The organism is Pseudomonas sp. BW16M2, assembly GCF_014268865.1.
GTDB lineage: Bacteria > Pseudomonadota > Gammaproteobacteria > Pseudomonadales > Pseudomonadaceae > Aquipseudomonas > Aquipseudomonas peradeniyensis.
Map to the genome: position 1 here is coordinate 1 of NZ_JABWRI010000042.1, position 26323 is coordinate 26323.

21 protein-coding genes are annotated in these 26323 nt (G+C 65.2%); 5 read left to right on the forward strand and 16 right to left on the reverse strand.

Features of this window, described 5'->3' with window-relative positions:
• Window positions 1-264 precede the first annotated feature (264 nt).
• The 5 genes from HU735_RS25035 to HU735_RS25055 all read right to left on the reverse strand — a co-directional run bounded on the left by HU735_RS25035 (window position 265) and on the right by HU735_RS25055 (window position 6515).
• Window positions 265-1038, reverse strand: coding sequence for a TSUP family transporter (locus HU735_RS25035; protein WP_186716088.1), 774 nt, complete (start codon window positions 1036-1038; stop codon window positions 265-267).
• A 171-nt stretch (window positions 1039-1209) separates the two neighbouring features.
• Window positions 1210-2562: a glutamine synthetase family protein gene (locus HU735_RS25040; RefSeq protein ID WP_186716089.1), complete on the reverse strand. Its 1353-nt coding sequence runs from the start codon at window positions 2560-2562 to the stop codon at window positions 1210-1212.
• A gap of 10 nt (window positions 2563-2572) precedes the next feature.
• Entirely contained in the window at window positions 2573-3133 is a 561-nt protein-coding gene (locus tag HU735_RS25045) for an XRE family transcriptional regulator (RefSeq protein WP_186716091.1), read from the reverse strand.
• Window positions 3126-4415, reverse strand: a complete 1290-nt coding sequence (locus HU735_RS25050) for an FAD-binding oxidoreductase (RefSeq protein ID WP_186716093.1) — start codon at window positions 4413-4415, stop codon at window positions 3126-3128. Before HU735_RS25050 ends, HU735_RS25045 begins: the two co-directional genes overlap by 8 nt.
• Before the next feature lie 156 nt (window positions 4416-4571).
• The gene (locus tag HU735_RS25055; RefSeq protein WP_186716094.1) at window positions 4572-6515 is read right to left on the reverse strand and encodes a DNA topoisomerase III; all 1944 of its coding nucleotides are present in this window, start codon (window positions 6513-6515) and stop codon (window positions 4572-4574) included.
• A 236-nt stretch (window positions 6516-6751) separates the two neighbouring features.
• Here HU735_RS25055 and HU735_RS25060 point away from each other — a divergent pair, with 236 nt between their 5' ends.
• Window positions 6752-8602 carry a polyurethanase gene (locus tag HU735_RS25060; protein ID WP_186716095.1) on the forward strand — a complete coding sequence of 617 codons (1851 nt, stop codon included), beginning with the start codon at window positions 6752-6754 and terminating at the stop codon, window positions 8600-8602.
• Window positions 8603-8768: 166 nt separating this feature from the next.
• On the opposite strand, the gene HU735_RS25065 is transcribed toward HU735_RS25060, so the two are convergent.
• The 7 genes from HU735_RS25065 to HU735_RS25095 all read right to left on the reverse strand — a co-directional run bounded on the left by HU735_RS25065 (window position 8769) and on the right by HU735_RS25095 (window position 16716).
• Entirely contained in the window at window positions 8769-9194 is a 426-nt protein-coding gene (locus tag HU735_RS25065; RefSeq protein WP_186716096.1) for a GNAT family N-acetyltransferase, read from the reverse strand.
• Complete coding sequence (locus HU735_RS25070; RefSeq protein WP_050706369.1) at window positions 9187-10353, reverse strand: cupin domain-containing protein; 1167 nt, start codon at window positions 10351-10353, stop codon at window positions 9187-9189. Before HU735_RS25070 ends, HU735_RS25065 begins: the two co-directional genes overlap by 8 nt.
• Before the next feature lie 81 nt (window positions 10354-10434).
• Complete coding sequence (gene purB, locus HU735_RS25075) at window positions 10435-11805, reverse strand: adenylosuccinate lyase (RefSeq protein WP_186716097.1); 1371 nt, start codon at window positions 11803-11805, stop codon at window positions 10435-10437.
• 246 nt (window positions 11806-12051) lie between these two features.
• On the reverse strand, window positions 12052-12678 hold the full coding sequence (gene hflD / locus HU735_RS25080; protein WP_186716098.1) for a high frequency lysogenization protein HflD: 627 nt from the start codon (window positions 12676-12678) through the stop codon (window positions 12052-12054).
• Window positions 12675-13799, reverse strand: coding sequence for a tRNA 2-thiouridine(34) synthase MnmA (gene mnmA, locus HU735_RS25085; RefSeq protein ID WP_050706366.1), 1125 nt, complete (start codon window positions 13797-13799; stop codon window positions 12675-12677). The genes hflD and mnmA overlap by 4 nt, the downstream gene beginning before the upstream one ends.
• Before the next feature lie 59 nt (window positions 13800-13858).
• Window positions 13859-14299 carry an NUDIX hydrolase gene (locus HU735_RS25090; protein WP_050706365.1) on the reverse strand — a complete coding sequence of 147 codons (441 nt, stop codon included), beginning with the start codon at window positions 14297-14299 and terminating at the stop codon, window positions 13859-13861.
• A gap of 191 nt (window positions 14300-14490) precedes the next feature.
• Window positions 14491-16716 (reverse strand): NADP-dependent isocitrate dehydrogenase, encoded by a 2226-nt coding sequence (locus HU735_RS25095; protein WP_186716099.1) that lies wholly within the window; start codon window positions 16714-16716, stop codon window positions 14491-14493.
• A 460-nt stretch (window positions 16717-17176) separates the two neighbouring features.
• Between HU735_RS25095 and icd the strand changes: the two genes are divergently transcribed.
• Window positions 17177-18433, forward strand: a complete 1257-nt coding sequence (gene icd, locus HU735_RS25100; protein ID WP_050706363.1) for an NADP-dependent isocitrate dehydrogenase — start codon at window positions 17177-17179, stop codon at window positions 18431-18433.
• A 76-nt stretch (window positions 18434-18509) separates the two neighbouring features.
• Here icd and cspD read toward each other — a convergent pair whose 3' ends face one another.
• The gene (gene cspD, locus HU735_RS25105) at window positions 18510-18764 is read right to left on the reverse strand and encodes a cold shock domain-containing protein CspD (RefSeq protein WP_186716100.1); all 255 of its coding nucleotides are present in this window, start codon (window positions 18762-18764) and stop codon (window positions 18510-18512) included.
• Between the two features lie 231 nt (window positions 18765-18995).
• Here cspD and clpS point away from each other — a divergent pair, with 231 nt between their 5' ends.
• Entirely contained in the window at window positions 18996-19370 is a 375-nt protein-coding gene (gene clpS, locus HU735_RS25110; RefSeq protein WP_050706361.1) for an ATP-dependent Clp protease adapter ClpS, read from the forward strand.
• Window positions 19371-19400: 30 nt separating this feature from the next.
• Window positions 19401-21671, forward strand: coding sequence for an ATP-dependent Clp protease ATP-binding subunit ClpA (gene clpA / locus HU735_RS25115; RefSeq protein WP_028692389.1), 2271 nt, complete (start codon window positions 19401-19403; stop codon window positions 21669-21671).
• Window positions 21672-21754: 83 nt separating this feature from the next.
• Here the strand turns inward: clpA and infA are convergent, their stop codons facing one another.
• The 3 genes from infA to aat all read right to left on the reverse strand — a co-directional run bounded on the left by infA (window position 21755) and on the right by aat (window position 23523).
• Window positions 21755-21973, reverse strand: coding sequence for a translation initiation factor IF-1 (gene infA / locus HU735_RS25120; RefSeq protein ID WP_002553999.1), 219 nt, complete (start codon window positions 21971-21973; stop codon window positions 21755-21757).
• A gap of 104 nt (window positions 21974-22077) precedes the next feature.
• Window positions 22078-22785 carry an arginyltransferase gene (locus HU735_RS25125; protein ID WP_028692388.1) on the reverse strand — a complete coding sequence of 236 codons (708 nt, stop codon included), beginning with the start codon at window positions 22783-22785 and terminating at the stop codon, window positions 22078-22080.
• A gap of 57 nt (window positions 22786-22842) precedes the next feature.
• Window positions 22843-23523, reverse strand: a complete 681-nt coding sequence (gene aat, locus HU735_RS25130; RefSeq protein ID WP_186716102.1) for a leucyl/phenylalanyl-tRNA--protein transferase — start codon at window positions 23521-23523, stop codon at window positions 22843-22845.
• A gap of 338 nt (window positions 23524-23861) precedes the next feature.
• Between aat and HU735_RS25135 the strand changes: the two genes are divergently transcribed.
• Window positions 23862-26306, forward strand: a complete 2445-nt coding sequence (locus HU735_RS25135; protein ID WP_186716104.1) for a DNA translocase FtsK — start codon at window positions 23862-23864, stop codon at window positions 26304-26306.
• Window positions 26307-26323: the final 17 nt, after the last annotated feature.

Genomic DNA, 26323 nt, shown 5'->3' on the forward strand with positions numbered 1-26323 from the left:
GGGGCGTTCAGCGCGGTCCTCCCGGGAGCAAGAACGGAGCGAGGGGACCCCGGAGCGCAGCGTAGGGGCCGGATGAACGGAGCGGAACGGTTTTGCCTACTTTTCCCAAGAGAAAAGTAGGCCGCCGTAAAGGCGGAAAGGTGACTAAATGTCGTTATCTTCTACGAATGCGCATACAAAAATCAAAACAATCGCCCCCAAGCCCAAGCCCAAGCCCAAGCCCAAGCCCAAGCCCAAGCCCAAGCCCAAGCCCAAGCCCAAACCCTACCCAAACCAATGCTGCCAAGCCAACCGCACAGTCAACGCCAACACCACGGCAATAAACACCGGCCGAATAAACCTGCTCCCCCCACTGATCGCCGTACGCGCCCCGAAGAACGCCCCGACCATCACCGACACCCCCATGCACAGCCCAACGATGTAATCCACCTGCCCGGAAATGATGAACACCGTCAGCGCCGCAATGTTGCTGACGAAGTTCATGCTCCGCGCCACGCCGCTGGCTCGAACCAGGTCGATGGGATAGAGCAGCAACGTGCTCACGGTCCAGAAGGCACCGGTACCCGGCCCGGCGACGCCGTCATAGAAGCCCAGGGTGAAACCCTGCGGGAACTGCCACTTTTTCCTGATCGGCGCCTCGGCGTCCAAAGGCGCCTTGGGCGTGCCGCCGAACAGCAGGTAGACGCCACAGGCGAAGACGATCACCGGCAACATCTTGTTCAGCCATTCGGCGGGCATGTAGTGGGCCACCACCGCGCCGATCAGCGCGCCCACCAGGGTGCCGATGATCGCCAGGCGCCACTGCGCCGGATGGAACAGCTTGCGCCGGTAGTAGGTGATGCTGGCGGTGGCGGCGCCGAAGGTCGAGCTGAGCTTGTTGGTGCCCAGCACCAGGTGCGGCGGCATGCCGGCGGTGAGCAGCGCCGGAGTGGTCAGTAGGCCGCCGCCGCCGGCAATGGCGTCGATGAAGCCGGCGACGAAGGCGACCAGGGCGAGGATCAGCAGGGTGAGCGGTTCTACGGTGAGTTCGAAGGGCATGGATAGTGTGCGCAGGCTGGAAGGCGGGGTGCGGCAAAAGGCCGCGCTAGAGGTTGTGCATGGTAATACCAGGCGATAGCGGGTGCCAGTGCCGACCTCATCGCGGGGCAAGCCCGCTCCCACGCCAGTTCGGGATCGTTGCGTGGGAGCGGGCGTGCCCCGCGGTGGATGTCAAAGGAACCAGCGATATTCCCGCGCACTGACCTCCTGCAGGAACGCCAGATGGTCCTGGCGCTTGTTCTCGCAATAGACCATCACGAACTCCGCGCCCAGCCCTTCGTTGACTGCCGGGTGTCCGCGCATGGCCGCCACCGCGCCGAGCATGTCCTTGGGGAAGTCGATCCCGCTGCCACGATCCTCGTTCAGCGGCGCGATCGGCTCCCGCGCGGCATCCAGCCCATGCTCCATACCGCAGAGGATCGCCGCCAGCACCAGGTATGGATTGGCATCCGCCCCGGCCAGCCGGTGCTCGATCCGCAGGTTGCGCGCATCCGACTCGGGAATGCGGATGCAGGCGTCGCGGTCCTCGAAGCCCCAGCTCGCACGGCTGGCCGCGTTGACCATGGCGCCGTAGCGACGAAACGCGTTGTGGTTGGCGGCGAACACCGGCATGCAGTGCGGCAGCAGCGCCAGGCAGCCGGCCACGGCATGGCGCAGCGGGCGCTGGGCGTCGGCGGCGAGCAGGTTGTTGCCGGCCGGGTCGTAGAGGCTGACGTGCACATGCATGCCGCTGCCCGGCGCATGCAGGTAGGGCTTGCTCATGAACGAGGCACGCAGCCCATGCTTGAGCGCCACGCCACGGGTGCTGCGACAGAACAGCGCCGCCCAGTCGGCGGCGCGCAGGCCGTCGTCGTAGTGAGCGAAATTGATCTCGAACTGGCCAGGGCCCAGCTCGGCGGTGATGACATTGGCGTCCACTCCTTGGGCGTTGGCGGTCTCGACCATCTCGCGCAACACATCGGAAAACCGCGACAGGCGCTCGATATGCATGTTCGGCTGGTCGTCGGCGTCGCCACTGGCCGGGTCGCGGGGGAACTGCGGCAGGCCGTCCTTCAGCGCCCGGTCGAACAGGTAGAACTCCAGTTCGAACGCCACCACCGGGCGGATGCCGCGACGCTCGAGACGCTGCAGGACGCGGGCCAGCACCTCGCGGGGCTCGAACTCGATGGGCGACGCAGTACCGTCCGAAGTGATCAGCATCTGCCCCAGCGGTTCGCGCTCCCAGCTAACCGGCTTCAGCGTGCCGGGTAACAGGCGGCGCGGGGCGTCCGGGTCGCCGTCATTGAAGCAGTAGTCGCCGATGGGGAACAGCCCGCCCTGCACGCCGAGCAGCACGCAGTTCTGCGGTAGCTTGAGCGGGCTGCCGGCGGCCACCTTTTCCAGCATGTCGATGGGGTAGCGCTTGCCGTAGAAGTGCCCGGGGATATCCAGGCTGATCAGGTCGACGTAGCGCACTTCTGGGTATCGGGCGCGGAAGGCGTGTACTTCGCTGAGCAGATCGGGGAAGCCTGTTGTACTTGTCATTGGCATGTTCTCAACGGAAGACCCAGAGAACCCGGGTCGTTCGGGCGGTCAGGTTGGCGTAGCGGAACTGGTTGTGGGGCGGCAGCTGGAAGCTGTCGTTGGGGTACAGGGTGACGGCGTCCTCTTGGCCTTCGAGCCACAGGGTCAGTTCGCCCTCGAGAACGAAACCGCCTTGTTCCGAGCTGTCGTCCAGGTGCCCTTCGCCACTGCTGGCGCCGGGCGCCAGGTGGCTTTCGAGCATGGCGAAGCGGCCGGTGAGGGTCGGCGAGACCAGCACGTCGGTGACGCCAGAGGCGTAGTACAGGGTGCGCCGCTCGCCGGGGCGGGTGACCCAGTCGAGCGCCCGGGGCGGCACGGCCTGGTAGAAGTAGGTGGTGGGAACCTGCAGCGCCTCGCTGATGGCAGTGAGGTCGGCCACCGTGGGACGCGACAGGCCGCGCTCGACCTGGGAGAGAAAGCCCAGCGAGCGCTTGACCCGCCCGGCCAGCTCGTCCAGGGTCAGCCCGCGGTGCTTGCGCAGGTCGCGCACCAGTCGCGCCAGGCCCTGGTTGTCGTCGATCGGCTCAGACATGGTCGCGCATCCTGTACCAGGCCTTGGCGGCCGCTTCCAGGGGCGCGGCCAGCAGGTCGCCGCCGGGGAAGCAGCCATTATCGATACCCTGGTAAAGCGCGAGCAGGTCGTCGTCACCGAGGATCGCGTCGCTGACGGCGCGTGCGCCGGCCAGGGTCGGCAGCACGCCGTGGCCGGAGAATCCTTGTAGCCAGTAGCGATGGCCCTGACGGCCAATATCCGGGGTGCGCTGGATGCTGCAGTCGATATGGCCGCCCCAGGCATGTTCGATGGCCACCCCGCGCAACTGCGGAAAGACCCGCTCCAGATAGGGCCGGGTGGCGCTGGCGACGTCCTTGGGGATGCCGCCCAGGTAGGTGCAGCCGCCGCCGAACAGCAGACGGTGGTCGGGCGTCAGGCGGAAGTAGTCGGGAACGAACTGGTTGTCGATCACACAGCTGTTGCGTGGCAGCAGCGAGGCGGCGAACTCGGCGTCCAGGGGGGCCGTAGCCACCTGGTAGGAGCCCACCGGCAACAGGCGCCGCGACAGGGAGCGGTCGAGGCGGTCGATGTAGGCATTGCAGGCCAGCACCAGTACGCGGCTGCGCACCTCGCCCTGTTCGGTGCGGGCGACGAAGCCGTCGGTGTGTTCGTGGTAGTCGAGCACCTGGCTCTGCTCGTAGATCCGCCCGTCGTTCGCCTCGATCACGCCGGCCAGGCCCTGGGCCAGCTTCAGCGGGTTGAGGTGGGCGCCATTGGGGTCGTACAGCGCGGCCTGGTAGCGCGGGCTGTCGATCCACTCGGGCAGTTCGTCGCGGCCGATCAGGCGCAGGCCGTCGTAGTCGAACTTCTCCTGAGCTTCGCGTCGGGCCTCCTCCAGCAGTTTTACCCGGCGTGGCAGTACGGCGGTCCACAGGCTGCCCAGGCGATAGTCGACGTCGAAGCCATGGCGCTGGGGCAGTTCGCGCAGCTCGTGGGCGGCCCAGCACATGCTGTCCCACAGGCGTCGGCTGCGCTCCAGGCCCAAGGCTCGCTCCAGCGGGGGCATGTCGCACGACCAGCCCAGCAGTGCCTGGCCACCGTTGCGGCCCGAAGCGGCCCAGGCCACCCGGCTGGCTTCCAGCAGGGTCACGCGCTGGCCGGCCAGTGTCAGGCGCAGGGCCGTGTGCAGGCCGCTGAAGCCGGCACCGACGATCAGGATGTCGGTGTCATGGGCGCCCTGAAGGGTGGGGCGCAGGGGGATGGTGGCGGGATAGGTGCGGGCGTAGTAGCTGGCGACGTGCCGGGCGGATTGCTTGAACATGCCGGGGCCTCGTGAAATTTCTTCTGATTATTTTCATGAAAAAATAGCAGAGGATTTTCATATCGCCAGTAGATGGCGCCATCGCGGGGCAAGCCCGCTCCCACGCGCCGAATACGAACGGGCGTGGGAGTGGGCTTGCCCCGCGATTGGAACGCGCTAGGTCGCTGTCTTGCGCCGCGGCTGCCGGGGTTTGCAGGCTGCTGTCTTGCCCTTGGCAGCCCCCTTGCGCTTCTTCTTCCACGGCGCCGCCTTGCCCGCTGCCGGCCCGCTGATGGTCAGGCGCAGGCCGCTGCAGCGTTGCACCAGCTTGCCCATCCAGGCCGACTGGCGAGTGACGAACTCGTCCAGGCTCATTTCGCCGCTCTGCACCATGTCCAGCGCCTGTTCCCAGATCGCCGTGGTGCCGGGGTCGGCAATGGCCCGGGGCACGGCGTCGATCAGGCTGAAGGCGGCGGGTGTGGCCGACAGGGCCTTGCCATTCTTGACCAGGTAGCCACGGTCGAGCAGGCCCTGGATGATACTGGCGCGGGTGGCCTCGGTGCCGATGCCGGTGGTTTCCTTGAGCTTCTGTTTCAGCCGAGGGTCGTCGACCAGCTTGGCGACGTTCTTCATCGCCTTGATCAGGTCACCTTCGGTGAAGGGCTTGGGTGGCTGGGTCCACAGGTCTTTCAGTTGCAGGTCCCGCACTGCGCAGTCCTGGCCTTCGCGCAGTGCCGGCAGCACCTGGGCCGGTGGCGCCTCGCGGCCCTTGGCCGGGGTCAGTGCCTCGGGCAGCGCCCGGCGCCAGCCCGGTTCGACGATCTGCTTGCCCACCGCCCGCAGCGCATGGCCGGCGCAATCGAACTCGGCCTGGGTGCGGTCGTACTCGTGGTTGGGCAGGAACTGCGCCAGGTAGCGGGCGCGGATCAGGGTATACACCGCCTTGTACTTGGGCGGCAGGCGTGCCGGGTCGCTGGCGGCGGCGGTGGGGATGATGCCGTGGTGGGCGCTGACCTTCTGGTCGTTCCATGCGCGCGAGCGGCGGCCCGGGTCCAGGTGCGCCCGCAGTGGCGCGAGGCTGTCGTCGGCGCGCTGCAGGGCAGCGAGGATGCCGGCAGCCTCGCCGTGCTGGCTGAGGGGCAGGTAGCCGCTGTCGCTGCGCGGGTAGGTGATGAGTTTGTGGGTTTCGTAGAGGGCCTGGGCGATGTCCAGGGTCTCCTGGGCGCCGAGGCCGAGCTTCTTCGAGCACACTTCCTGCAGGGTACCGAGATCGAAGGGCAGGGGAGCCGCCTCGCGCACGCGTTCGGTGACGATCTTGCGCACCCGCGCGCTGGCGGCCGCCTGCATGTCGGCGGCGGCCTGCTGGGCCAGCTCCTGCCTCAGGCAACGGCCCTGGTCGTCGCAGGCGTCCTCCGGCGCGCGCCACTGGGCGTTGAACACGCTGCCGGCGCTTTCCAGCTGCACCTCGATGGCCCAGAAGGGCACCGGCACGAAGTCGGCGATGCTGCGGTCACGGTCCACCACCAGGCGCAGCGTCGGTGTCTGCACCCGTCCCACCGGCAGCACGCCCTGGTAGCCGGACTGGCGGCCGAGCAGGGTGAACAGGCGGCTCATGTTCATGCCGATCAGCCAGTCGGCGCGCGAGCGGCCAAGGGCCGAATGGTACAGGCTGAAGGTCTCCTGGCCCGGCAGCAGGCGGCCGAGCGCCTTGCGGATCGAGGCATCGTCCAGCGCTGACAACCACAGGCGCTGGATCGGCCCCCGGTAGCGACAATGCTCGACCAGCTCCCGAGCGATCATCTCGCCCTCGCGGTCGGCGTCGGTGGCGATCACCAGTTCGCGGGCCTCGCCGAGCAGACGCTTGACCGCCTTGTACTGGCTGGCGGTCTTGGGCTTGACCGTCATCTTCCACTTTTGCGGGATGATCGGCAGGTCCTCGAGGATCCAGCGTTTGTAACGCTCGTCGTAGCTGTCGGGCGGGGCGGTCTCGAGCAGGTGGCCGATGCACCAGGTCACGCAGACATCGGTTCCTTGCCAGCAGCCGTCGCCACGACGCTGGGCGCCGAGGACCTTGGCGATGTCTTTTGCCTGGGAGGGTTTTTCGCAGAGGAAGAGGCGCATGGCCGAAACGCTTGATCACGGAAGATGGGCACTAGGATGCGCAAGCCAGGGCGTGCAGGCAAGCGTTATCTGTATGCATGTACAGGTTTTTCGTCCGCATGTTTGGCAGGGTAGTCACCCCTTGGGGTTGGACGATTCGACAATTGCGTGCCAGCTTTGCCTTTCGCCCACCAGTCGTGTCACTGGACGATGTCGCTGGGGTGTCCTTCCTACAAGAACAACAGGGATGTAAACCAATGCCCGTTTTCGATTACCGACAGCTCGACAGCACTGCCTCCTCCTCGCTCTATAAAGATGCCATAGCCCTGGCCACCTATGCCTACCATGGCATCGACGATGGCTTCAGCGCCGGCTACCAGAAGCACGGTTTCGGCCTGGGCCTGCCGGCCACCCTGGTCAAGGCGCTGATCGGTGGCACCGACAGCCAGGGTGTGATTCCCGGCATCCCCTGGAACCCCGACTCCGAAGCCCGCGCCCTGGCCCAGGTCAAGGCCGCCGGCTGGACGCCGATCAGCGCGGCGCAACTGGGCTACCAGGGCAAGACCGACGGCCGTGGCACCTTCCACGGCGAAGCGCCGGGCTACACCTCGGCGCAGGTGGAAATCCTCGGCCGCTACGATGCCGCCGGCCAACTCAGCGGCATCGGCATCGCCTTCCGCGGCACCAGCGGGCCGCGCGAGAACCTGCTGGGCGACACCATCGGTGATGCCATCAACGACCTGCTGGCGGCGATCGGCCCGGCCGGCTATGCCCGTGACTACGCCGGTAACGCATTCGGGCAACTGCTCGCCGATGTGGCGGCCTTCGCCAAGGCCAACGGCCTGAGCGGCGCCGATGTCACCGTCAGTGGTCACAGCCTCGGCGGCCTGGCGGTCAACAGCCTGGCCGACCTCAGCGGCTCGCGCTGGGGCGGCTTCTACCAGGATGCGCGCTACGTCGCTTTCGCCTCGCCGACCCAGGCCGCCGATGCCAGCAAGGTGCTCAATATCGGCTACGAGAACGACCCGGTGTTCCGCGTACTCGACGGCACCTCGGCGACCTGGGGCACCCTGGGCGTGCACGACGGCGCCAAGGCCTCGGCCACCAACAACATCGTCAACTTCAACGACCACTACGCCTCCGACGCCTGGAACCTGCTGCCGTTCTCCATCGGCAACATCGCCACCTGGCTTTCGCACCTGCCGACGGCCTATGCCGATGGCCTTGGCCGGGTGCTGGGGTCGTCGTTCTATCAATGGACCAGCCGCGACTCGACCATCGTGGTCAGCAACCTGTCCGATGTCACCCGAGGCTCGACCTGGGTCGAGGACCTCAACCGCAATGCCGAGCCGCACAAGGGCAGCACCTTCATCATCGGCTCCGAGCAGGACGACCTGATCCACGGCGGGCGCGGCAACGACTACCTCGAGGGGCGGGCCGGCAACGACACCTTCCGCGACGACGGCGGCTTCAACCTGATCGACGGCGGCGCCGGCCAGGACACCCTGAAGCTGCAGGACGCCCTGGCCAACCTGAGCATCGCCCGGGACGGCGAGGGCATGCTGTACGTGCGTGACGCCCAGGGTGGCATCAGCCTGGTGCGCAATGTCGAGAACCTGGTGAGCAAGGAGTCGAGTCTGCTGATCTTCAGCAAGGAGGTCAGCCACGGGGTCGCGGCGCAGGGCCTGTTCGAGAGCGGCAAGGTCACGCCCTACGCATCGACGCTCAATGGCACCCAGGCCGGCGACCAGCTGGTGGCCGGCAACCAGGGCCAGTGGCTGTTTGGCCTCGGCGGTGACGATCGGCTGCAGGGCGGCGCTGGCAATGACGTGCTGGTGGGTGGTGCGGGCAACGATGTGCTCATTGGCGGCGGCGGGCGCGACACCTTCCTGTTCAGCGAGCATTTCGGCCAGGACCGGGTGCTGGACTTCACCGGGCAGGACCGGCTGGTGTTCATTGGCGTGGACGGCGGCACGGCGGCGCCGGACTGGCGTGCCCATGCCAGCCAGGTTGGCGATGACCTGGTGCTGAAGTTCGGCGGGGACAGCGTGACGCTGGTGGGGATCTCGGCCCAGGGGGTGGGGGATGGGCAGATCGTGATTGCCTGAGGGGGCGGGCGTAACCCTGTAGGAGCGGCCTTGTGTCGCGAAAGGGCTGCGTAGCAGCCCCGGGATCCGGGATCTCAGCGTTGACGCAAAGATCGCCGGGGCCGCGATGCGGCCCTTTCGCGACACAAGGCCGCTCCTACAAGGAGCAGGCCGCCAATCTGATGGCTCAGCGCGAGTCGCGAACCATGTCCACGTGCGGGATGCCGGCCTCGAGGAACTCCTCGCTGACCACGCGGAACCCCAGGCGCTCGTAGAACGGCGTGGCGTGCACCTGGGCGCTGAGCATCTGCTGCTTGAGGTCGCGGTTCTGCGCCTCGACGATCACCGCGCGCATCAGCGCGTCGCCCACGTTCAGGCCGCGCCAGTCCTTGAGCACCGAGACCCGGCCGATGGTGCCGTCGGGCAGCAGGCGGGCGGTACCGATCGGGTAGTCGCCCTCCATGGCCAGGAAGTGCACGGCGGTCGGGTCCTCGGCGTCGAATTCCAGCTCCGGCGGCACGTGCTGCTCGGCGACGAACACGGCGCTGCGGATGCGGTGGATGTCGGCGTTGTCCTTGTGCCAGTCGGCCAGTCGAACACTGATCTTATTCATCGGCGAATCCCAGGCTGCCTTGCATGACCAGCTGTTGTACCAGCATCAGGCCGTCTTCGTCCTCCAGCCACTGCCCAAGGTTCTCGCTGTGCAGGGCGTCGGCGGAGCAGATCAGCTTCAGCAGTTCGCGCAGTTTGCCCGGCAGCGGGCAGCTGCGACCGCTGGCGAACAGCAGCAGGTCGTCGCCGAACTCCGACCAGGCCAGGCGCGCGCTCGGGTTGCGGATCAGGATGGCGCCCTGGCCGAGGTAGTCGAGCAGCTCCTGCTCGCTCAGCTCCTCGCCGACAACCTGCTCGGGATAACGCGGCTCGGTCATGAACTGGCCGAACCAGGTCAGCAGCAGGTCCTTGTCGGCCATGTGCTTGTCGATCAGCGCCTTGAGGCGGTCGAGGGCATCGTGCTGGATCTGGTGCGGGTCGCTGACCGGCTGGGCGTCGGCGTCGCTGTAGCGTTCTTCATCGGGCAGGAACTGGCCGAGGAAGTCGGTGAAGTGGGTCAGCACTTCGGCGGCGCTCGGGGCACGGAAGCCTACCGAGTAGGTCAGGCACTCGCTCTCGGCAACGCCGTAGTGGGCCAGGCGCGGCGGCAGGTAGAGCATGTCGCCCGGCTCCAGGGTCCACTCCTCGCTCTGCTCGAAGTCGGCCAGGATGCGCAGGTCGGCGTGGTCGATCAGTGCGCTGTCGCTGTTGCACATCTGCCCGACTTTCCAGTTGCGCGTGCCGTCGCCCTGCAGCAGGAACACGTCGTAGTTGTCGAAGTGCGGGCCGACGCTGCCGCCGGGCGCCGCATAGCTGATCATCACATCGTCGATGCGCCAGCTCGGCAGGAAGCGGAATTCTTCGAGCAGCTCGGCGACTTCCGGCACGAACTGGTCAACCGCCTGCACCAGCAGGGTCCAGTCGCGCTCGGGCAGGTCGGCGAAGGCGTCCTCGGCGAACGGGCCGCGGCGCAGCTCCCACGGGCGCTCGCCGTGCTCGAGCACCAGGCGTGACTCGACTTCTTCTTCCAGGGCCAGGCCGGCCAGCTCGTCGGCGTCGATGGGGCTGACGAAGTCGGGGAAGGCCTGGCGCACCAGCAGCGGCTTCTTCTGCCAGTAGTCGCGCAGGAATTCACGGGCCGTGAGGCCGCCCAACAGTTGCAGTGGAGTATCAGAATTCATGTTCAACCTATTGAAAAAACTTAGTTTTCGTACGGGAATAAAAACGCCCGGCCAGGCCGGGCGTTAAGCGCGGAGCGCAGGTCAGATGCGTTTGGCCTGGGCTACCGCGTTGCCGATGTAGGTGGCAGGAGTCAGTTGCTTGAGCTCGGCCTTGGCTTCGGCTGGCATGTCCAGGCCGTCGATGAAGGTCAGCAGCGCTTCAGGGGTGATGCCCTTGCCACGGGTCAGCTCCTTGAGCTTCTCGTAGGGGTTCTCGATGTTGAAGCGGCGCATCACGGTCTGGATCGGCTCGGCCAGGACTTCCCAGCAGGCGTCCAGGTCGGCGGCGATGCGGGCGGCGTTGACTTCCAGCTTGCCGATGCCCTTCAGGCTGGCCTCAAAGGCGATGACGCTGTGGGCGAAGCCCACGCCCAGGTTGCGCAGCACGGTGGAGTCGGTCAGGTCGCGCTGCCAGCGCGAGATCGGCAGCTTGCTGGCCAGGTGCTGGAACAGCGCGTTGGCGATCCCCAGGTTGCCTTCGGAGTTCTCGAAGTCGATCGGGTTGACCTTGTGCGGCATGGTCGAGGAGCCGATTTCGCCGGCGACGGTCTTCTGCTTGAAGTAGCCCAGCGAGATGTAGCCCCAGACGTCACGGTCGAAGTCGATGAGGATGGTGTTGAAGCGGGCGATGGCGTCGAACAGCTCGGCGATGTAGTCGTGCGGCTCGATCTGGGTGGTGTAGGGGTTGAACACCAGGCCCAGCTCGTCCTCGATGAAGGCGCGGGCATTGGCTTCCCAGTCGATCTGCGAGTAGGCCGACAGGTGGGCGTTGTAGTTGCCCACGGCGCCGTTGATCTTGCCCAGCAGCGGCACGGCGGCCACCTGGGCGATCTGGCGCTCCAGGCGGTAGACGACGTTGGCCAGCTCTTTGCCCAGGGTGGTCGGCGAGGCCGGCTGGCCGTGGGTGCGCGACAGCATCGGCACTTCGGCGTGGGCGTGGGCCAGGGCGCGGATGGCTTCGGCGATCTGGCGCATCAGCGGCAGCAGCACTTCATCACGGCCGGCGCGCAGCATCAGGGCGTGGGACAGGTTGTTGATGTCCTCGCTGGTGCAGGCGAAGTGGATGAATTCGCTGACCTTGGCCAGCTCAGGCAGTTGAGCCGCCTGCTCTTTGAGCAGGTACTCGATGGCCTTGACGTCGTGGTTGGTGGTGCGCTCGATTTCCTTGACGCGTTCGGCGTGCTCGAGCTTGAAATCGGTGGCCAGGCTGTCCAGCACGGCGTTGGCTTCGGCGGAGAACGCCGGCACTTCGCCGATCTGCGGGTGGGCGGCCAGGCGCTGCAGCCAGCGTACTTCGACCAGGGCGCGGAAACGGATCAGGCCGAATTCGCTGAAGATGGGGCGCAGGGCCTGGGTTTTGCCGGCATAACGGCCGTCTACAGGGGAAACCGCAGTGAGCGAGGAGAGCTGCATGGGGTGTTCTCGGACAGTCAGGCTTTTGGAAGGGCGCATATCATACATGAAAATCGCGCCCGAGTCGGGTGGCTGACCAAAGGTCGGGCCAGTATTCAGCAAACTGTGGGCCCTGTGGGAGCGGCCTTGTGTCGCGAAAGGGCTGCGCAGCAGCCCCAACAATATTGAGTCAAGTTCGAGCCCCTGGGACCGCGTTGCGGTCCATCGCGACGCAAGGCCGCTCCCACAGGGGCCGATGTACGCCCGTCAATCAGCGGTACGCATCATCCTGTACAGTTCATTGAGCAACTTGCGCCGGCTGAACACCAGCTGCCAGCGGTGCCCGCCCAGCTGGCGCCACAGGCGCGCGGCGCGGATGCCGGCCAGCAGCAGGGCGCGGATCTTCGAGGCGTTGCTGGCCTGCTGTAGGAAACGCATGTCGCCGTGCACCTGAATGCGCTGGCGCAGGGTGCTCAGGGTGTCCTGGTACAAGGCTCCGCTGGAAGCGATGACGTTTTCGTGAACCAGGCCGAAATGCTCGGCCTGGGACTGGATCTGCGGCAGGCGGTTGCCGATGGTGTCGAGCATGTCGCCACGCTTGTTCAGCTGGCGCTCCAGGCCCAGCATCGACAGGGCATAGCGCAGCGGTTCGCGCTGCAGGCTGCTGGGGTCGCGCTCCAGGGCGCCGGCCAGCGCGCGGTAGCCGTCGCGCAGGTTGAGGTCGTCGCCGCCGAACACCTCCAGGGTGTCCTTCGGGTCGCGTACCAGCAGGCTGCCGAGCATGCAGCCGATGTTGGCTTCGCTGGCCTGGCCGGTACGGGCAATGCGGTCGACCAGCACCGCGGCCTGGAACACGCCGCCCAGGGCGACCAACTGCTCCTGAAGGTTGTTCATCGACGCGGGCTCCACGGCTCGGCGATCTCGATCACGCCGCCGCCCAGGCATACCTCGCCGTCATAGAACACCACCGACTGGCCCGGGGTCACGGCGCGCTGCGGTTCGTCGAACACGGCGCGGTAGCCGCTCTCGGTGCGTTCCAGGGTGCACTGCTGGTCGCCCTGGCGGTAGCGCACCTTGGCGGTCAGGCGGCGCGGGCTGGACAGGTCGATCGGATTGACCCAGAAGATCTCCGAAGCCAGCAGGGCACGGGAGAACAGCCACGGGTGCTCGTTGCCCTGGCCGACCACCAGCACGTTGCGCGAGAGGTCTTTTTCCAGCACGTACCACGGCTCGTCGCCGGCGTCCTTCAGGCCGCCGATGCCCAGGCCCTGGCGCTGGCCGATGGTGTGGTACATCAGGCCATGGTGCTGGCCGATCACCTCACCCTCGGTGGTCTGGATCTCGCCGGGCTGGGCCGGCAGGTACTGCTTGAGAAAATCGCTGAAGCGGCGCTCGCCGATGAAGCAGATGCCGGTGGAATCCTTCTTCTTGGCGGTGGCCAGGCCGTGTTTCTCGGCGATGGCCCGTACCTCGGGCTTTTCCAGTTCGCCGACCGGGAACAGGGTGCGGGCGATTTCCTTGCCGCCGACGGCGTGCAGGAAGTAGCTCTGGTCCTTGTTCGGGTCCAGGCCCTTGAGCAGCTCGGTCAGCTCGCCTGTGTCGCGGCGGCGTACATAATGGCCGGTGGCGATCAGGTCGGCGCCCAGGGACAGGGCGTAGTCGAGGAACGCCTTGAACTTGATCTCGCGGTTGCAGAGGATGTCCGGGTTGGGCGTGCGGCCGGCCTTGTACTCTTCGAGGAAGTGCTCGAAGACGTTGTCCCAGTATTCGGCGGCGAAGTTGGCGGTGTGCAGCTTGATGCCGATGCGGTCGCACACGGCCTGGGCGTCGGCCAGGTCTTCGCGGGCGGTGCAGTATTCGGTGCCGTCGTCCTCTTCCCAGTTCTTCATGAACAGACCTTCCACCTGGTAGCCCTGCTCGATGAGCAGAAGGGCGGAGACGGAAGAGTCCACGCCGCCGGACATGCCGACGATGACGCGGGTCTTGGCGGGGTCTTTGAGTGCTGGGCTGGTCATGGCTACCGGTGTGTATCAGAGGGGAAAAACGCCGATTCTATCAAACCCGCGGGCTGGCGTCAGTCGCGCAGCAGCTCGAGGCTGTGCAGCGGGCCTGCCAGGTAGTCGTCGAGGCAGCGCGGTACCAGCTCGCTACGCCAGCGCGACGGCTCGGCCAGCAGCTCGTCGCGGGTCAGCCACACGGCGCGGACGATGTCGCTGTCCAATGCCAGGTCGGCATGATGGCGTACGGGGCGGGCGGCGAAGCAGATGCGCTGGTAGGTGACTCCGTTGCTGGGTGCGGTGTACAGGTAGATGCCGACCACGCCGGTGAGCTCGACTTCCCAGGCGGTTTCCTCGAGGGTTTCGCGCAGGGCGGCCTGGGCGATGGTTTCGTTGGCTTCGAGGTGGCCGGCGGGCTGGTTGAATACGTGCTGGCCGGCCTTGAACTCCTCGACGAAGAGGAATTTGCCGTCGTGTTCGACGATGGTGGCGACGGTGATGTGGGGTTGCCAGGTCATGAACAGCTCCATTAGGGCTGGTGCGAACCCTGTGGGAGCGGGTTTACCCGCGAATGCGATGGCGAATTCAATGACGCATTCGCGGGTAAACCCGCTCCCACAGGCTTCGTGTTGGCCGCCAGATATCATTTATCCAGAAAGCACAAACCCCGGTGCGTGGCCGGGGTCTGTGCTGTTACATCAAGCGAACCTTACAGTGCGGCAATGGCGCTGTTCAGGGTCTGGCTTGGGCGCATCACCTTGGCGGTCAGCTCGGCATCCGGGGCGTAGTAGCCACCGATGTCGGCCGGCTTGCCCTGGACGGCGTTGAGCTCGGCGACGATGGTCGCTTCGTTCTCGCTCAGGGTCTTGGCCAGCGGGGCGAAGCGCGCCTGCAGGGCGGCGTCGTCGGTCTGGGCGGCCAGTGCTTCTGCCCAGTACAGGGTCAGGTAGAAGTGGCTGCCACGGTTGTCGATACCGCCGACCTTGCGCGAAGGCGACTTGTTGGTGTCGAGGAACTTACCGGTGGCCTGGTCCAGGGTATTGGCCAGGACCTTGGCACGCGGGTTGTCATAGGTGTTGCCCAGGTGCTCGAGGGAAGCGGCCAGGGCCAGGAACTCACCCAGCGAGTCCCAACGCAGGAAGTTCTCTTCGACCAGCTGCTGCACGTGCTTCGGTGCCGAACCGCCGGCGCCGGTCTCGAACAGGCCACCGCCGTTCATCAGCGGGACGATCGACAGCATCTTGGCGCTGGTGCCCAGCTCCATGATCGGGAACAGGTCGGTCAGGTAGTCGCGCAGCACGTTGCCGGTCACCGAGATGGTGTCCTTGCCTTCGCGGATGCGGGCCAGGGAGAACTTGATGGCGTCGACCGGGGCCAGGATGCGGATGTCCAGGCCGGAGGTGTCGTGATCCTTCAGGTACTGTTGCACCTTCTCGATCATCACGCCGTCGTGGGCGCGGGCCGGGTCCAGCCAGAACACCGCAGGGGTGTTGCTCAGGCGGGCGCGGTTGACGGCCAGCTTGACCCAGTCCTGGATCGGCGCGTCCTTGGTCTGGCACATGCGGAAGATGTCACCGGCTTCGACGTTCTGCTCCAGCACGACCTTGCCCTTGCCATCGACCACGCGTACGACGCCGTCGGCCTTGATCTGGAAGGTCTTGTCGTGGGAGCCGTACTCTTCGGCTTTTTGCGCCATCAGGCCGACGTTCGGCACGCTGCCCATGGTGGTCGGATCGAAGGCGCCGTTGGCCTTGCAGTCTTCGATGGTGGCCTGGTAGATGCCGGCGTAGCAGCGGTCCGGGATGATCGCCTTGGCGTCCTGCAGTTCACCGGCGGTGTTCCACATCTTGCCCGAGTCGCGGATCATCGCAGGCATCGAGGCGTCGACGATGACGTCGCTCGGTACGTGCAGGTTGGTGATGCCCTTGTCCGAGTTGACCATGGCCAGGGCCGGGCGAACGGCGTACAGGGCCTGGATGTCGGCTTCGATCTCGGCTTGCTTTTCAGCAGGCAGATCCTTGATGCGGGCGTACAGGTCGCCGATGCCGTTGTTGGCGTTGAAGCCCACTTCGGCCAGGGCAGCGGCGTGCTTGGCCAGCACGTCGTTGTAGAACTCTTCGACGATCACGCCGAACATGATCGGGTCGGAGACCTTCATCATGGTGGCTTTCAGGTGCACCGACAGCAGCACGCCGGAGGCCTTGGCATCGGCGATCTGCTCGGCGATGAAGGCTTTCAGGGCCTTGCGGCTCAGGGTGGCGCAGTCGATGACTTCGGCGGCCTTGACGGCGGTTTTTTCTTTCAGGACGGTGGTGGAGCCGTCTTTACCGACCAGCTCGATGCGCAGGCTGTCGTCAGCCTCGATCAGTGCGGCCTTTTCGCTGCCGTAGAAGTCGCCCTGGGTCATGTGGGCAACGTGCGACTTGGAGTCGGCGGCCCAGGCGCCCATCTTGTGCGGGTGCTTGCGGGCGTAGTTCTTGACCGACAGCGGGGCGCGACGGTCGGAGTTGCCTTCGCGCAGGACCGGGTTCACGGCGCTGCCCTTGATGCGGTCGTAGCGGGCGCGGGATTCTTTTTCCTCGGCGCTGGCCGGCTCGTCGGCGTAGTCAGGGATGTTGAAGCCCTTGGCTTGCAGCTCCTTGATCGCGGCCTTCAGCTGTGGAACCGACGCGGAGATGTTCGGCAGCTTGATGATGTTGGCTTCCGGGGTGGTAGCCAGTTGGCCCAGTTCCGCCAGGTGATCGCCTACCTGCTTCTCGGCGCCCAGTTGCTCCGGGAAGGCGGCGAGGATACGGCCGGCCAGGGAGATGTCGCGGGTTTCGACGGCGATATCGGCCGAAGCGGTGAAGGCCTCGACGATCGGCAGCAGCGAGTAGGTGGCGAGGGCGGGGGCTTCGTCGGTGAAGGTGTAGATGATCTTGGAACGGGTGGGCATGCGGGTTAACTCTCTATGTGCTGAGCGTACTCGAGTCTCGAGGTGCGCAGGGTAGGCGCTTCGCCCTGGCGACGCCATGAGCGGAAAGTCGAGAGGCTGCGAGCGGTGATGGTGGATGCATCAGTCGAGCGTCAAGTGCTGGGCCGCGGTAACAACCCAGGCTTTGCGGTCATTCATGACCAAGGGCGAGCCGCATTTTCCTAGGGTTCGCCCCGATGACCCCATGGTCGCGCCGGAGTATATCAAACCCTTTGGGCTATTCAGCAAGGCGAAGTGGTATCAGCGCATTTATAAGACCAAAGACGTAGGAGCAATGTGACGTGTTGCCGCAGGTTGCCAGGGGGATTTTCCAGTCCTTTTTCGGCTGTCGTGGCAGCGAGCTTGCAGGTCGGCAGATGTGGTTTAGGCTCAGTGGATCGCACGATTTCCAATCACACCAGGAAAAGCGGAGTAGTGCAGCATGGGATACCAGAAAATCAAGGTTCCGTCTGATGGTGCCAAGATCACCGTCAATGCAGACCATTCGCTCAATGTTCCCGACAACCCCATCATTCCCTACATCGAAGGCGACGGCATTGGCGTGGATGTCTCGCCGGTGATGATCAAGGTAGTCGACGCCGCCGTGCAGAAAGCCTACGGCGGCAAGCGCAAGATCGCCTGGATGGAGGTGTACGCCGGCGAGAAGGCCACCCAGGTCTACGACCAGGACACCTGGTTGCCCCAGGAAACCCTGGATGCGGTGCGCGACTATGTGGTGTCGATCAAGGGGCCGCTGACCACCCCGGTCGGCGGCGGCATCCGCTCGCTCAACGTGGCCCTGCGCCAGCAGCTCGACCTTTATGTGTGCCTGCGGCCGGTGGTCTGGTTCCAGGGCGTGCCAAGCCCGGTGAAAAAGCCGGGTGACGTCGACATGGTGATCTTCCGCGAGAACTCCGAGGACATCTATGCCGGCATCGAGTGGAAGGCCGGTTCGCCCGAGGCGAACAAGGTGATCAAGTTCCTCAAGGAGGAAATGGGCGTCACCAAGATCCGCTTCGACCAGGACTGCGGCATCGGCGTCAAGCCGGTCTCGAAGGAGGGTACCAAGCGCCTGGTGCGCAAGGCCCTGCAGTATGTGGTGGACAACGACCGCAAGTCGCTGACCCTGGTGCACAAGGGCAACATCATGAAGTTCACCGAAGGGGCCTTCAAGGACTGGGGCTACGAGGTGGCGCGCGACGAGTTCGGCGCCGAGCTGCTCGATGGCGGCCCGTGGATGAAGTTCAAGAATCCGAGAACCGGCCGTGAAGTGATCGTCAAGGATGCCATTGCCGACGCCATGCTCCAGCAGATCCTCCTGCGTCCGGCCGAGTACGATGTGATCGCCACCCTCAACCTCAACGGCGACTACCTGTCCGACGCCCTGGCGGCGGAAGTGGGCGGTATCGGCATCGCGCCGGGCGCCAACCTGTCGGACACCGTGGCCATGTTCGAGGCTACCCACGGCACCGCGCCGAAGTACGCCGGCAAGGACCAGGTCAACCCGGGCTCGGTGATCCTCTCGGCCGAGATGATGCTGCGGCACATGGGCTGGACCGAGGCGGCCGACCTGATCATCAAGGGCACCAATGGCGCCATCGCGGCCAAGACCGTGACCTACGACTTCGAGCGCCTGATGGAGGGCGCGACCCTGGTCGGCAGCTCGGGCTTTGGCGAGGCGCTGATCAAGCACATGTAAGCGGGGCAAAAAAACCGGTCGCCTCTTTATTAAAGGGGCGACCGGTTTTTTCGTTTACCGGCAGACAGGTCGGGGATCAGACTTCGACGGTGTTGCCCGGGTTCGTCGCGCTGGCCTGGACGCTGCTGGTGGCGCTTCTGATGTCGGTCGCGTGCAGCCCTTTGGGGCCCTGGATGATCTCGAAGTTCACGGCCTGGCCGGCTTTCAGCGTCTTGTAACCGTCCATCTGGATCGCTGAATAGTGGGCGAACAGATCATCGGTCTTGCCGTCCTCGTTGATGAATCCGTAGCCCTTGGCATTGTTGAACCACTTGACTTTACCGCTTGCCATCCCTATGTCCCTCTGCAAAGGACTCCATCACTGGAGTATCATCCACTTCATCCGCATACGAACCTTGCGAGAAAATCTGGTTGACTGCGCGGATCTTTATCGACCACGGTGGGTTCTTATTGGTTGTAACACCGTTTTGCCGATAGTCAAGGTCAGCCGGCGCCCGCGCCGGGACAGGCCTGCGCGGTCAACCCACAACCTTAACTTGTCGCTCATGATGAAATTCTTTCCATGCATGTACTCAGTGAGATTCGACTAACATTCAATCAGGATCGCCCGCAGTCGAACGAGGACGGGCATGAGGACGATGGCGCCGGCCTTGCCGTCCAGGAGGCCAAGCCGATCCTGCAGGCGCCGCCGATGTACAAGGTGGTTTTGTTCAACGATGACTACACGCCGATGGATTTCGTCGTCGAAGTGCTCGAGACGTTCTTCAATCTGAACCGCGAGCTGGCAACGAAGATCATGCTGACCGTCCATACCGAAGGGCGGGCAGTATGCGGATTGTTTACCCGTGACATCGCCGAGACAAAGGCCATGCAGGTCAACCAATACGCCAGGGAAAGCCAGCATCCGCTACTCTGTGAAATCGAGAAGGACGGTTAATCGCCGACCACTTGGGTATGAGGTGAAGCTATGTTAAACCGCGAGCTCGAAGTCACCCTCAATCTGGCCTTCAAGGAGGCACGTTCGAAACGTCATGAGTTCATGACCGTCGAACATCTGCTGCTGGCACTCCTTGACAATGAGGCTGCCGCGACCGTTCTGCGCGCCTGTGGCGCCAATCTCGACAAACTCAAGCACGACCTGCAGGAGTTCATCGATTCGACCACCCCGCTGATCCCCGTACATGACGAGGACCGCGAGACGCAACCGACCCTGGGCTTCCAGCGTGTGCTGCAGCGTGCCGTGTTCCACGTGCAGAGCTCCGGCAAGCGCGAGGTGACCGGCGCCAACGTGCTGGTGGCGATCTTCAGCGAACAGGAAAGCCAGGCGGTGTTTCTGCTCAAGCAGCAGAGCGTGGCGCGCATCGACGTCGTCAACTACATCGCCCACGGCATCAGCAAGGTGCCGGGCCATGGTTCGCACAACGAAAGCGAGCAGGACATGCAGGACGAGGAGGGCGGCGAAGCGTCGTCTTCCAGCAACCCGCTGGACGCCTATGCCAGCAACCTGAACGAACTGGCCCGGGCCGGGCGCATCGACCCGCTGGTCGGGCGCGAGCAGGAGGTCGAGCGCGTGGCGCAGATCCTCGCCCGCCGGCGCAAGAACAACCCGCTGCTGGTCGGCGAGGCCGGCGTGGGCAAGACCGCCATCGCCGAAGGCCTGGCCAAGCGCATCGTCGACGGCCAGGTCCCCGACCTGCTGGCGCAGAGCGTGGTCTACTCCCTTGACCTCGGCGCGCTGCTGGCCGGTACCAAGTACCGCGGCGACTTCGAGAAGCGCTTCAAGGCGCTGCTCGGCGAGCTGCGCAAGCGGCCGCAGGCGATCCTGTTCATCGACGAGATCCACACCATCATCGGCGCCGGCGCGGCTTCCGGTGGCGTGATGGATGCGTCCAACCTGCTCAAGCCACTGTTGTCGTCCGGTGAGATCCGTTGCATCGGCTCCACCACCTTCCAGGAATTTCGCGGCATCTTCGAGAAGGATCGCGCCCTGGCGCGGCGCTTCCAGAAGGTCGATGTCACCGAGCCGTCGGTGGAAGACACCGTGGGCATCCTGCGCGGGCTCAAGGGCCGCTTCGAAAGCCACCACAACATCGAGTACAGCGACGAGGCCCTGCGCGCCGCCGCCGAACTGGCCTCGCGCTACATCAATGACCGGCATATGCCGGACAAGGCCATCGACGTGATCGACGAGGCTGGCGCCTACCAGCGCCTGCAACCGGAAGCCAATCGGGTCAAGCGCATCGACGTGCCGCAGGTCGAGGACATCGTCGCCAAGATCGCGCGGATTCCGCCGAAGCACGTCACCAGCTCCGACAAGGAACTGCTGCGCAACCTCGAGCGTGACCTGAAACTGACCGTGTTCGGCCAGGATGCGGCGATCGACTCGCTGGCCACCGCCATCAAGCTGTCCCGTGCCGGCCTCAAGGCGCCGGACAAACCGGTTGGCTCGTTCCTGTTCGCCGGCCCCACCGGCGTGGGCAAGACCGAGGCCGCCCGCCAGCTGGCCAAGGCCCTGGGCGTGGAGCTGGTGCGCTTCGACATGTCCGAGTACATGGAGCGGCACACCGTGTCGCGCCTGATCGGTGCGCCGCCCGGCTATGTCGGGTTCGACCAGGGCGGTCTGCTGACCGAGGCCATCACCAAGCAACCGCACTGCGTGCTGCTGCTCGACGAAATCGAGAAGGCCCATCCGGAAGTCTTCAACCTGCTGCTGCAGGTGATGGACCACGGGACCCTGACCGACAACAACGGGCGCAAGGCGGACTTCCGCAACGTGATCCTGATCATGACCACCAACGCCGGCGCCGAAACCGCCGCGCGGGCCTCGATCGGCTTCACCCACCAGGACCACTCGTCCGATGCGATGGAGGTCATCCGCAAGAGCTTCACGCCGGAGTTCCGCAACCGCCTGGACACCATCATCCAGTTCGGCCGCCTGTCCCACGAGACGATCAAGAGCATCGTCGACAAGTTCCTCATCGAACTGCAGGCGCAGCTGGAAGACAAGCGTGTGCTGCTGGAGGTCACCGACGCCGCCCGCGGCTGGCTGGCGGCCTCGGGCTACGACGTGCAGATGGGCGCGCGGCCGATGGCGCGGCTGATCCAGGACAAGATCAAGCGGCCGCTGGCCGAGGAGATCCTGTTCGGCGAGCTGGCCGAGCACGGTGGCGTGGTGCACATCGACCTGCGCGATGGCGAGCTGGTGTTCGATTACGAGACCACGGCTGAAGTCGCGTAAGGCTGGGGCTGCAAAGCAGCCCCGCTTTATGAAGGCCCACAAAAAAGCCCGGCACATTGGCCGGGCTTTTTCATGGCTGGAGCTTAGCGCGCACGGTAGGTGATGCGGCCCTTGCTCAGGTCGTACGGCGTCAGTTCGACGCGGACCTTGTCGCCAGTGAGAATACGGATGTAGTTCTTGCGCATCTTACCAGAGATGTGCGCGGTAACGACGTGCCCGTTTTCCAACTCCACGCGGAACATGGTGTTGGGCAGGGTGTCGACGACAGTGCCTTCCATTTCGAAGCTGTCTTCTTTCGACATGCAGTAAAGCCCTCGGTATCCAGTGATGGCCCGACGCACGACTGCACCGGGCAAAAAAAGTGGCGTGGATTATGCCCGAAATTTGTGTTTCAAGCCAATGCCTTTCAGTTGAGGGTGACCCAGCGCTGGTTGATCAGCAGTTCGATGGGGCGATACTGGGTCTTGTAGTTCATCTTCTTGCAGTTCTTGATCCAGTAGCCGAGGTACACCGCCTCGAGGTCCTGGCGCAGGGCTTCGGTGATCTGCCAGAGGATGGCGTAGCGCCCCAGGCTGCGGCGCTCCTCGTCGGGCTCGTAGAAGGTGTACACCGCCGACAGCCCGTTGGGCAGCAGGTCGCACACCGCCACGGCCAGCAGCCGGCCCTCCAGGCGGAACTCGTAGAACCAGCAGAACGGCAGGTCGCGGACCAGGAAGGTGGAGAACTGGTCGCGGCTGGGCGGGTACATGTCGCCGTCGGCGTGGCGCTGCTCGATATAGCGCCGGTACAGGTCGAAGTATTCTTCCTTGAAGGACGGGCGGGCGGCAGTGACGGTCAGGTCGGCATTGCGCTTGAGGATTCGGCGCTGCTGGCGGTTGGGAATGAAGCGCGCCGCCGGGATGCGCGCCGGCACGCAGGCGTTGCATTGCTGGCAATGCGGGCGATAGAGGTGATCGCCGCTGCGGCGAAAGCCCATTTCCGACAGGTCGGCGTAGACGTGCACGTCCATCGGCTGGCTCGGGTCGAGAAACAGCGTGGTCGCCTGCTCATCCGGCAGGTAGCTGCAGGAGTGGGGTTGAGTGGCATAGAACTTCAACCGCGCCAGCTCTGTCATGATCAACCCCTTAGGTGAGACGTTGTCTCTAAGTGTAAGCCAGCTCCGGGAACTCGCCTAGGCAACCCAGCGGGCGCCGCTGGGCTGGTCCAGGTACTGCGCCAGATGGCTGGCGAAGTCGGCCCGGCTGATGGCGCGGGCGCCCAGGCTGTGCAGGTGGTCGGTGGGCATCTGGCAGTCGATGAGCACGAAACCGGCCTGCCTGAGGTGCTCGACCAGGGTCACGAAGCCCACCTTGGAGGCGTTGTCGGCGCGGCTGAACATCGACTCGCCGAAGAACAGTCGGCCCATGGCCAGGCCGTACAGGCCGCCGACCAGCTCGCCGTCGCGGCGCACCTCCACCGAATGGGCGATGCCGCGGCGGTGCAGCTCGCAGTAGGCGGCGCGCATGTTGTCGGTGATCCAGGTGCCGTCGGCATAGTCCCGTGGCGCGGCGCAGGCGGCGATCACCGCTGCGAAGTCGCTGTCGAAGCTCACCTGGTAGCGGCCCTGGCGGATCAGCTTGGCCAGCGAGCGCGAAACGTGCAGTTCGTCCGGGAACAACACGGTGCGTGGGTCGGGCGACCACCAGAGGATCGGCTGGCCGTCCTGGTACCAGGGGAAGCAGCCATGGCGATAGGCCGCGACCAGGCGGTCCGGGGTCAGGTCGCCGCCTGCGGCGAGCAGGCCGTTGGGATCGTGCAGGGCCTTTTCCAGGGGCGGGAAGGTCAACGAGTCGCGGGTGAGCCAGGTGAGCATGGGGTTCTTGAGCGGCGGGGGAGGGGAGAGGGCAGCATGGCGTGGCTTGCAAGTGAGGTCAACGCCTTGCCAGGTCGACAAATTACGTCTGGCTTTGGCGGCTCCAGGCACCATCTGGCGCTTTTGCTGTCACACCTGTGCAAAAACACAGCATAAGCCTTTGTCACAAAAGAAAATGCATGCTCAAATTGCAGCTATATGAAAGTAGCCCCCGTTCACGCCCCACAGGGCGTGCCGCCATGGCGGCTGGCGGGCAGTAATGTTAAAAGTAGTGGTTCATTGGCCAGTGACCGGCCAATCACTATTGGACGCGCAGCACGCGCAGGAATAGACGCGTTTTGAAGAAATCCACCGCAACTCCAGCCCCCTTGCCAGTGCCCCTGTGGCGGCAACAGCTGCACTACCGCCTGAAGGAAGGTGCGCTGATCGCCGTCGGCGCGCTGTGCCTGTACCTGTGGATGGCATTGGTCACCTACGACACCGCCGACCCGGGCTTCAGCCACACCAGCAACGCCGAGCAGGTGCAGAACGCCGCTGGCCGCGCCGGGGCCTATTTCGCCGACATCCTGTTCATGGTGCTCGGCTATTTCGCCTATATCTTCCCGCTGCTGCTGGCGATCAAGACCTGGCAGATCTTCCGCGAGCGCCACCAGCCCTGGCAGTGGAGCGGCTGGCTGTTCTCCTGGCGCCTGATCGGTCTGGTGTTCCTGGTGCTGTCGGGCGCGGCGCTGGCGCATATTCACTTCCACCCGCCGGCGAGCATGCCGTTCTCCGCTGGTGGCGCCCTGGGCGAGAGCCTCGGCGACCTGGCACGCAACCTGCTGAACGTGCAGGGCAGCACGCTGATGTTCATCGCCCTGTTCCTGTTCGGCCTGACGGTGTTCACTGACCTTTCGTGGTTCAAGGTGATGGACCTCACCGGCAAGATCACCCTCGACCTGTTCGAGCTGGTGCAGGGCGCCGCCAACCGCTGGTGGGAGGCGCGCAACGAACGCAAGCGCCTGGAAGCCCAACTGCGTGAAGTCGACGACCCGGTCTTCGACCTGGGCGGCAAGGGCGACAAGCGTGAGCCGGCCAAGCCGCAGCCGCGTGAACGCGCCGAGCCCGTGGTGATGCGCGAAGAGCCGCCGGCCCGCCCGGTCGCGCCGCGCGAAACCGTGGTAGCTCGCCCGCAGCCCGCCGCCCCGGTGATCATCCCGCCAACCGCGGACAAGGCGCCGGAGCCGAGCAAGCGGGTCATGAAGGAAAAACAAGCACCGCTGTTCATCGACAGCGCCGTGGAAGGCACCTTGCCGTCGATTTCCATCCTCGACCCGGCCGAGCAGAAAAAGATCGAATACTCGCCGGAGTCCCTGGCCGGCGTCGGCCAGTTGCTGGAGATCAAGCTCAAGGAATTCGGCGTGGAAGTCGCGGTCGACTCGATCCACCCAGGCCCTGTGATCACCCGCTACGAGATCCAGCCTGCCGCAGGCGTCAAGGTCAGCCGTATCGCCAACCTGGCCAAGGACCTGGCGCGCTCGCTGGCGGTGACCAGCGTGCGCGTGGTCGAGGTCATTCCCGGCAAGACCACCGTGGGTATCGAGATCCCCAACGAGAACCGCCAGATGGTGCGCTTCTCCGAGGTGCTGTCGTCGCCGCAGTTCGACGAGAACAAGTCGCCGGTCACCCTGGCCCTGGGCCACGACATCGGCGGCAAGCCGGTGATCACCGACCTGGCCAAGATGCCGCACCTGCTGGTGGCCGGTACCACCGGTTCCGGTAAGTCGGTGGGCGTGAACGCGATGATCCTGTCGATCCTGTTCAAGTCGGGCCCGGAAGACGCGCGGTTGATCATGATCGACCCGAAGATGCTCGAACTGTCGATCTACGAAGGCATCCCGCACCTGCTGTGCCCGGTGGTCACCGACATGAAGGACGCCGCCAACGCCCTGCGCTGGAGCGTCGCCGAGATGGAGCGCCGCTACAAGCTGATGGCGGCCATGGGCGTGCGCAACCTGGCGGGCTTCAACCGCAAGATCAAGGACGCCCAGGAAGCCGGCGAGATCATCCACGACCCGCTGTACCGTCGCGAGAGCATGGACGACGAGCCGCCAGCGCTGAAGACCCTGCCGACCATCGTGGTGGTGGTCGACGAATTCGCCGACATGATGATGATCGTCGGCAAGAAGGTCGAAGAGCTGATCGCCCGTATCGCCCAGAAGGCCCGTGCCGCCGGTATCCACCTGATCCTGGCCACCCAGCGCCCGTCGGTGGACGTGATCACTGGCCTGATCAAGGCCAACATCCCGACCCGCATGGCGTTCCAGGTGTCGAGCAAGATCGACTCGCGGACCATCATCGACCAGGGTGGCGCCGAACAGCTGCTCGGCCACGGTGACATGCTCTACATGCCGCCGGGCACCAGCCTGCCGATCCGCGTGCATGGCGCGTTCGTTTCCGACGACGAGGTGCATCGCACGGTCGAGGCCTGGAAGCTGCGCGGCGCGCCGGACTACAACGACGATATCCTCAACGGCGTCGAAGAGGCCGGCAGCGGCTTCGACGGTGGCGGTGGTGGCGGCGGCGATGGCGACGACCCGGAAGCCGACGCGCTCTACGACGAAGCCGTGCAGTTCGTGCTGGAAAGCCGCCGGGCGTCGATCTCGGCGGTGCAGCGCAAGCTCAAGATCGGCTACAACCGCGCCGCGCGGATGATCGAGTCGATGGAAATGGCCGGCGTGGTCACTCCGATGAACAGCAACGGCTCGCGGGAAGTGATTGCCCCGGGCGGCCCGCGCGACTGATGAACAATCTGCCGGGC

Coding starts and splice junctions, on each gene's coding strand:
- mnmA (WP_050706366.1), bottom strand. CDS start 13,799: ATGACCAGCCCAGCACTCAAAGACCCCGCCAAGACCCGCGTCATCGTC.
- HU735_RS25040 (WP_186716089.1), bottom strand. CDS start 2,562: ATGACAAGTACAACAGGCTTCCCCGATCTGCTCAGCGAAGTACACGCC.
- HU735_RS25095 (WP_186716099.1), bottom strand. CDS start 16,716: ATGCCCACCCGTTCCAAGATCATCTACACCTTCACCGACGAAGCCCCC.
- HU735_RS25055 (WP_186716094.1), bottom strand. CDS start 6,515: ATGCGCCTCTTCCTCTGCGAAAAACCCTCCCAGGCAAAAGACATCGCC.
- HU735_RS25050 (WP_186716093.1), bottom strand. CDS start 4,415: ATGTTCAAGCAATCCGCCCGGCACGTCGCCAGCTACTACGCCCGCACC.
- aat (WP_186716102.1), bottom strand. CDS start 23,523: ATGCTCACCTGGCTCACCCGCGACTCGTTGACCTTCCCGCCCCTGGAA.
- HU735_RS25065 (WP_186716096.1), bottom strand. CDS start 9,194: ATGAATAAGATCAGTGTTCGACTGGCCGACTGGCACAAGGACAACGCC.
- clpA (WP_028692389.1), top strand. CDS start 19,401: ATGTTAAACCGCGAGCTCGAAGTCACCCTCAATCTGGCCTTCAAGGAG.
- clpS (WP_050706361.1), top strand. CDS start 18,996: ATGCATGTACTCAGTGAGATTCGACTAACATTCAATCAGGATCGCCCG.
- HU735_RS25125 (WP_028692388.1), bottom strand. CDS start 22,785: ATGACAGAGCTGGCGCGGTTGAAGTTCTATGCCACTCAACCCCACTCC.
- hflD (WP_186716098.1), bottom strand. CDS start 12,678: ATGAACAACCTTCAGGAGCAGTTGGTCGCCCTGGGCGGCGTGTTCCAG.
- HU735_RS25045 (WP_186716091.1), bottom strand. CDS start 3,133: ATGTCTGAGCCGATCGACGACAACCAGGGCCTGGCGCGACTGGTGCGC.
- HU735_RS25090 (WP_050706365.1), bottom strand. CDS start 14,299: ATGACCTGGCAACCCCACATCACCGTCGCCACCATCGTCGAACACGAC.
- infA (WP_002553999.1), bottom strand. CDS start 21,973: ATGTCGAAAGAAGACAGCTTCGAAATGGAAGGCACTGTCGTCGACACC.
- purB (WP_186716097.1), bottom strand. CDS start 11,805: ATGCAGCTCTCCTCGCTCACTGCGGTTTCCCCTGTAGACGGCCGTTAT.
- HU735_RS25035 (WP_186716088.1), bottom strand. CDS start 1,038: ATGCCCTTCGAACTCACCGTAGAACCGCTCACCCTGCTGATCCTCGCC.
- HU735_RS25060 (WP_186716095.1), top strand. CDS start 6,752: ATGCCCGTTTTCGATTACCGACAGCTCGACAGCACTGCCTCCTCCTCG.
- cspD (WP_186716100.1), bottom strand. CDS start 18,764: ATGGCAAGCGGTAAAGTCAAGTGGTTCAACAATGCCAAGGGCTACGGA.
- HU735_RS25070 (WP_050706369.1), bottom strand. CDS start 10,353: ATGAATTCTGATACTCCACTGCAACTGTTGGGCGGCCTCACGGCCCGT.
- icd (WP_050706363.1), top strand. CDS start 17,177: ATGGGATACCAGAAAATCAAGGTTCCGTCTGATGGTGCCAAGATCACC.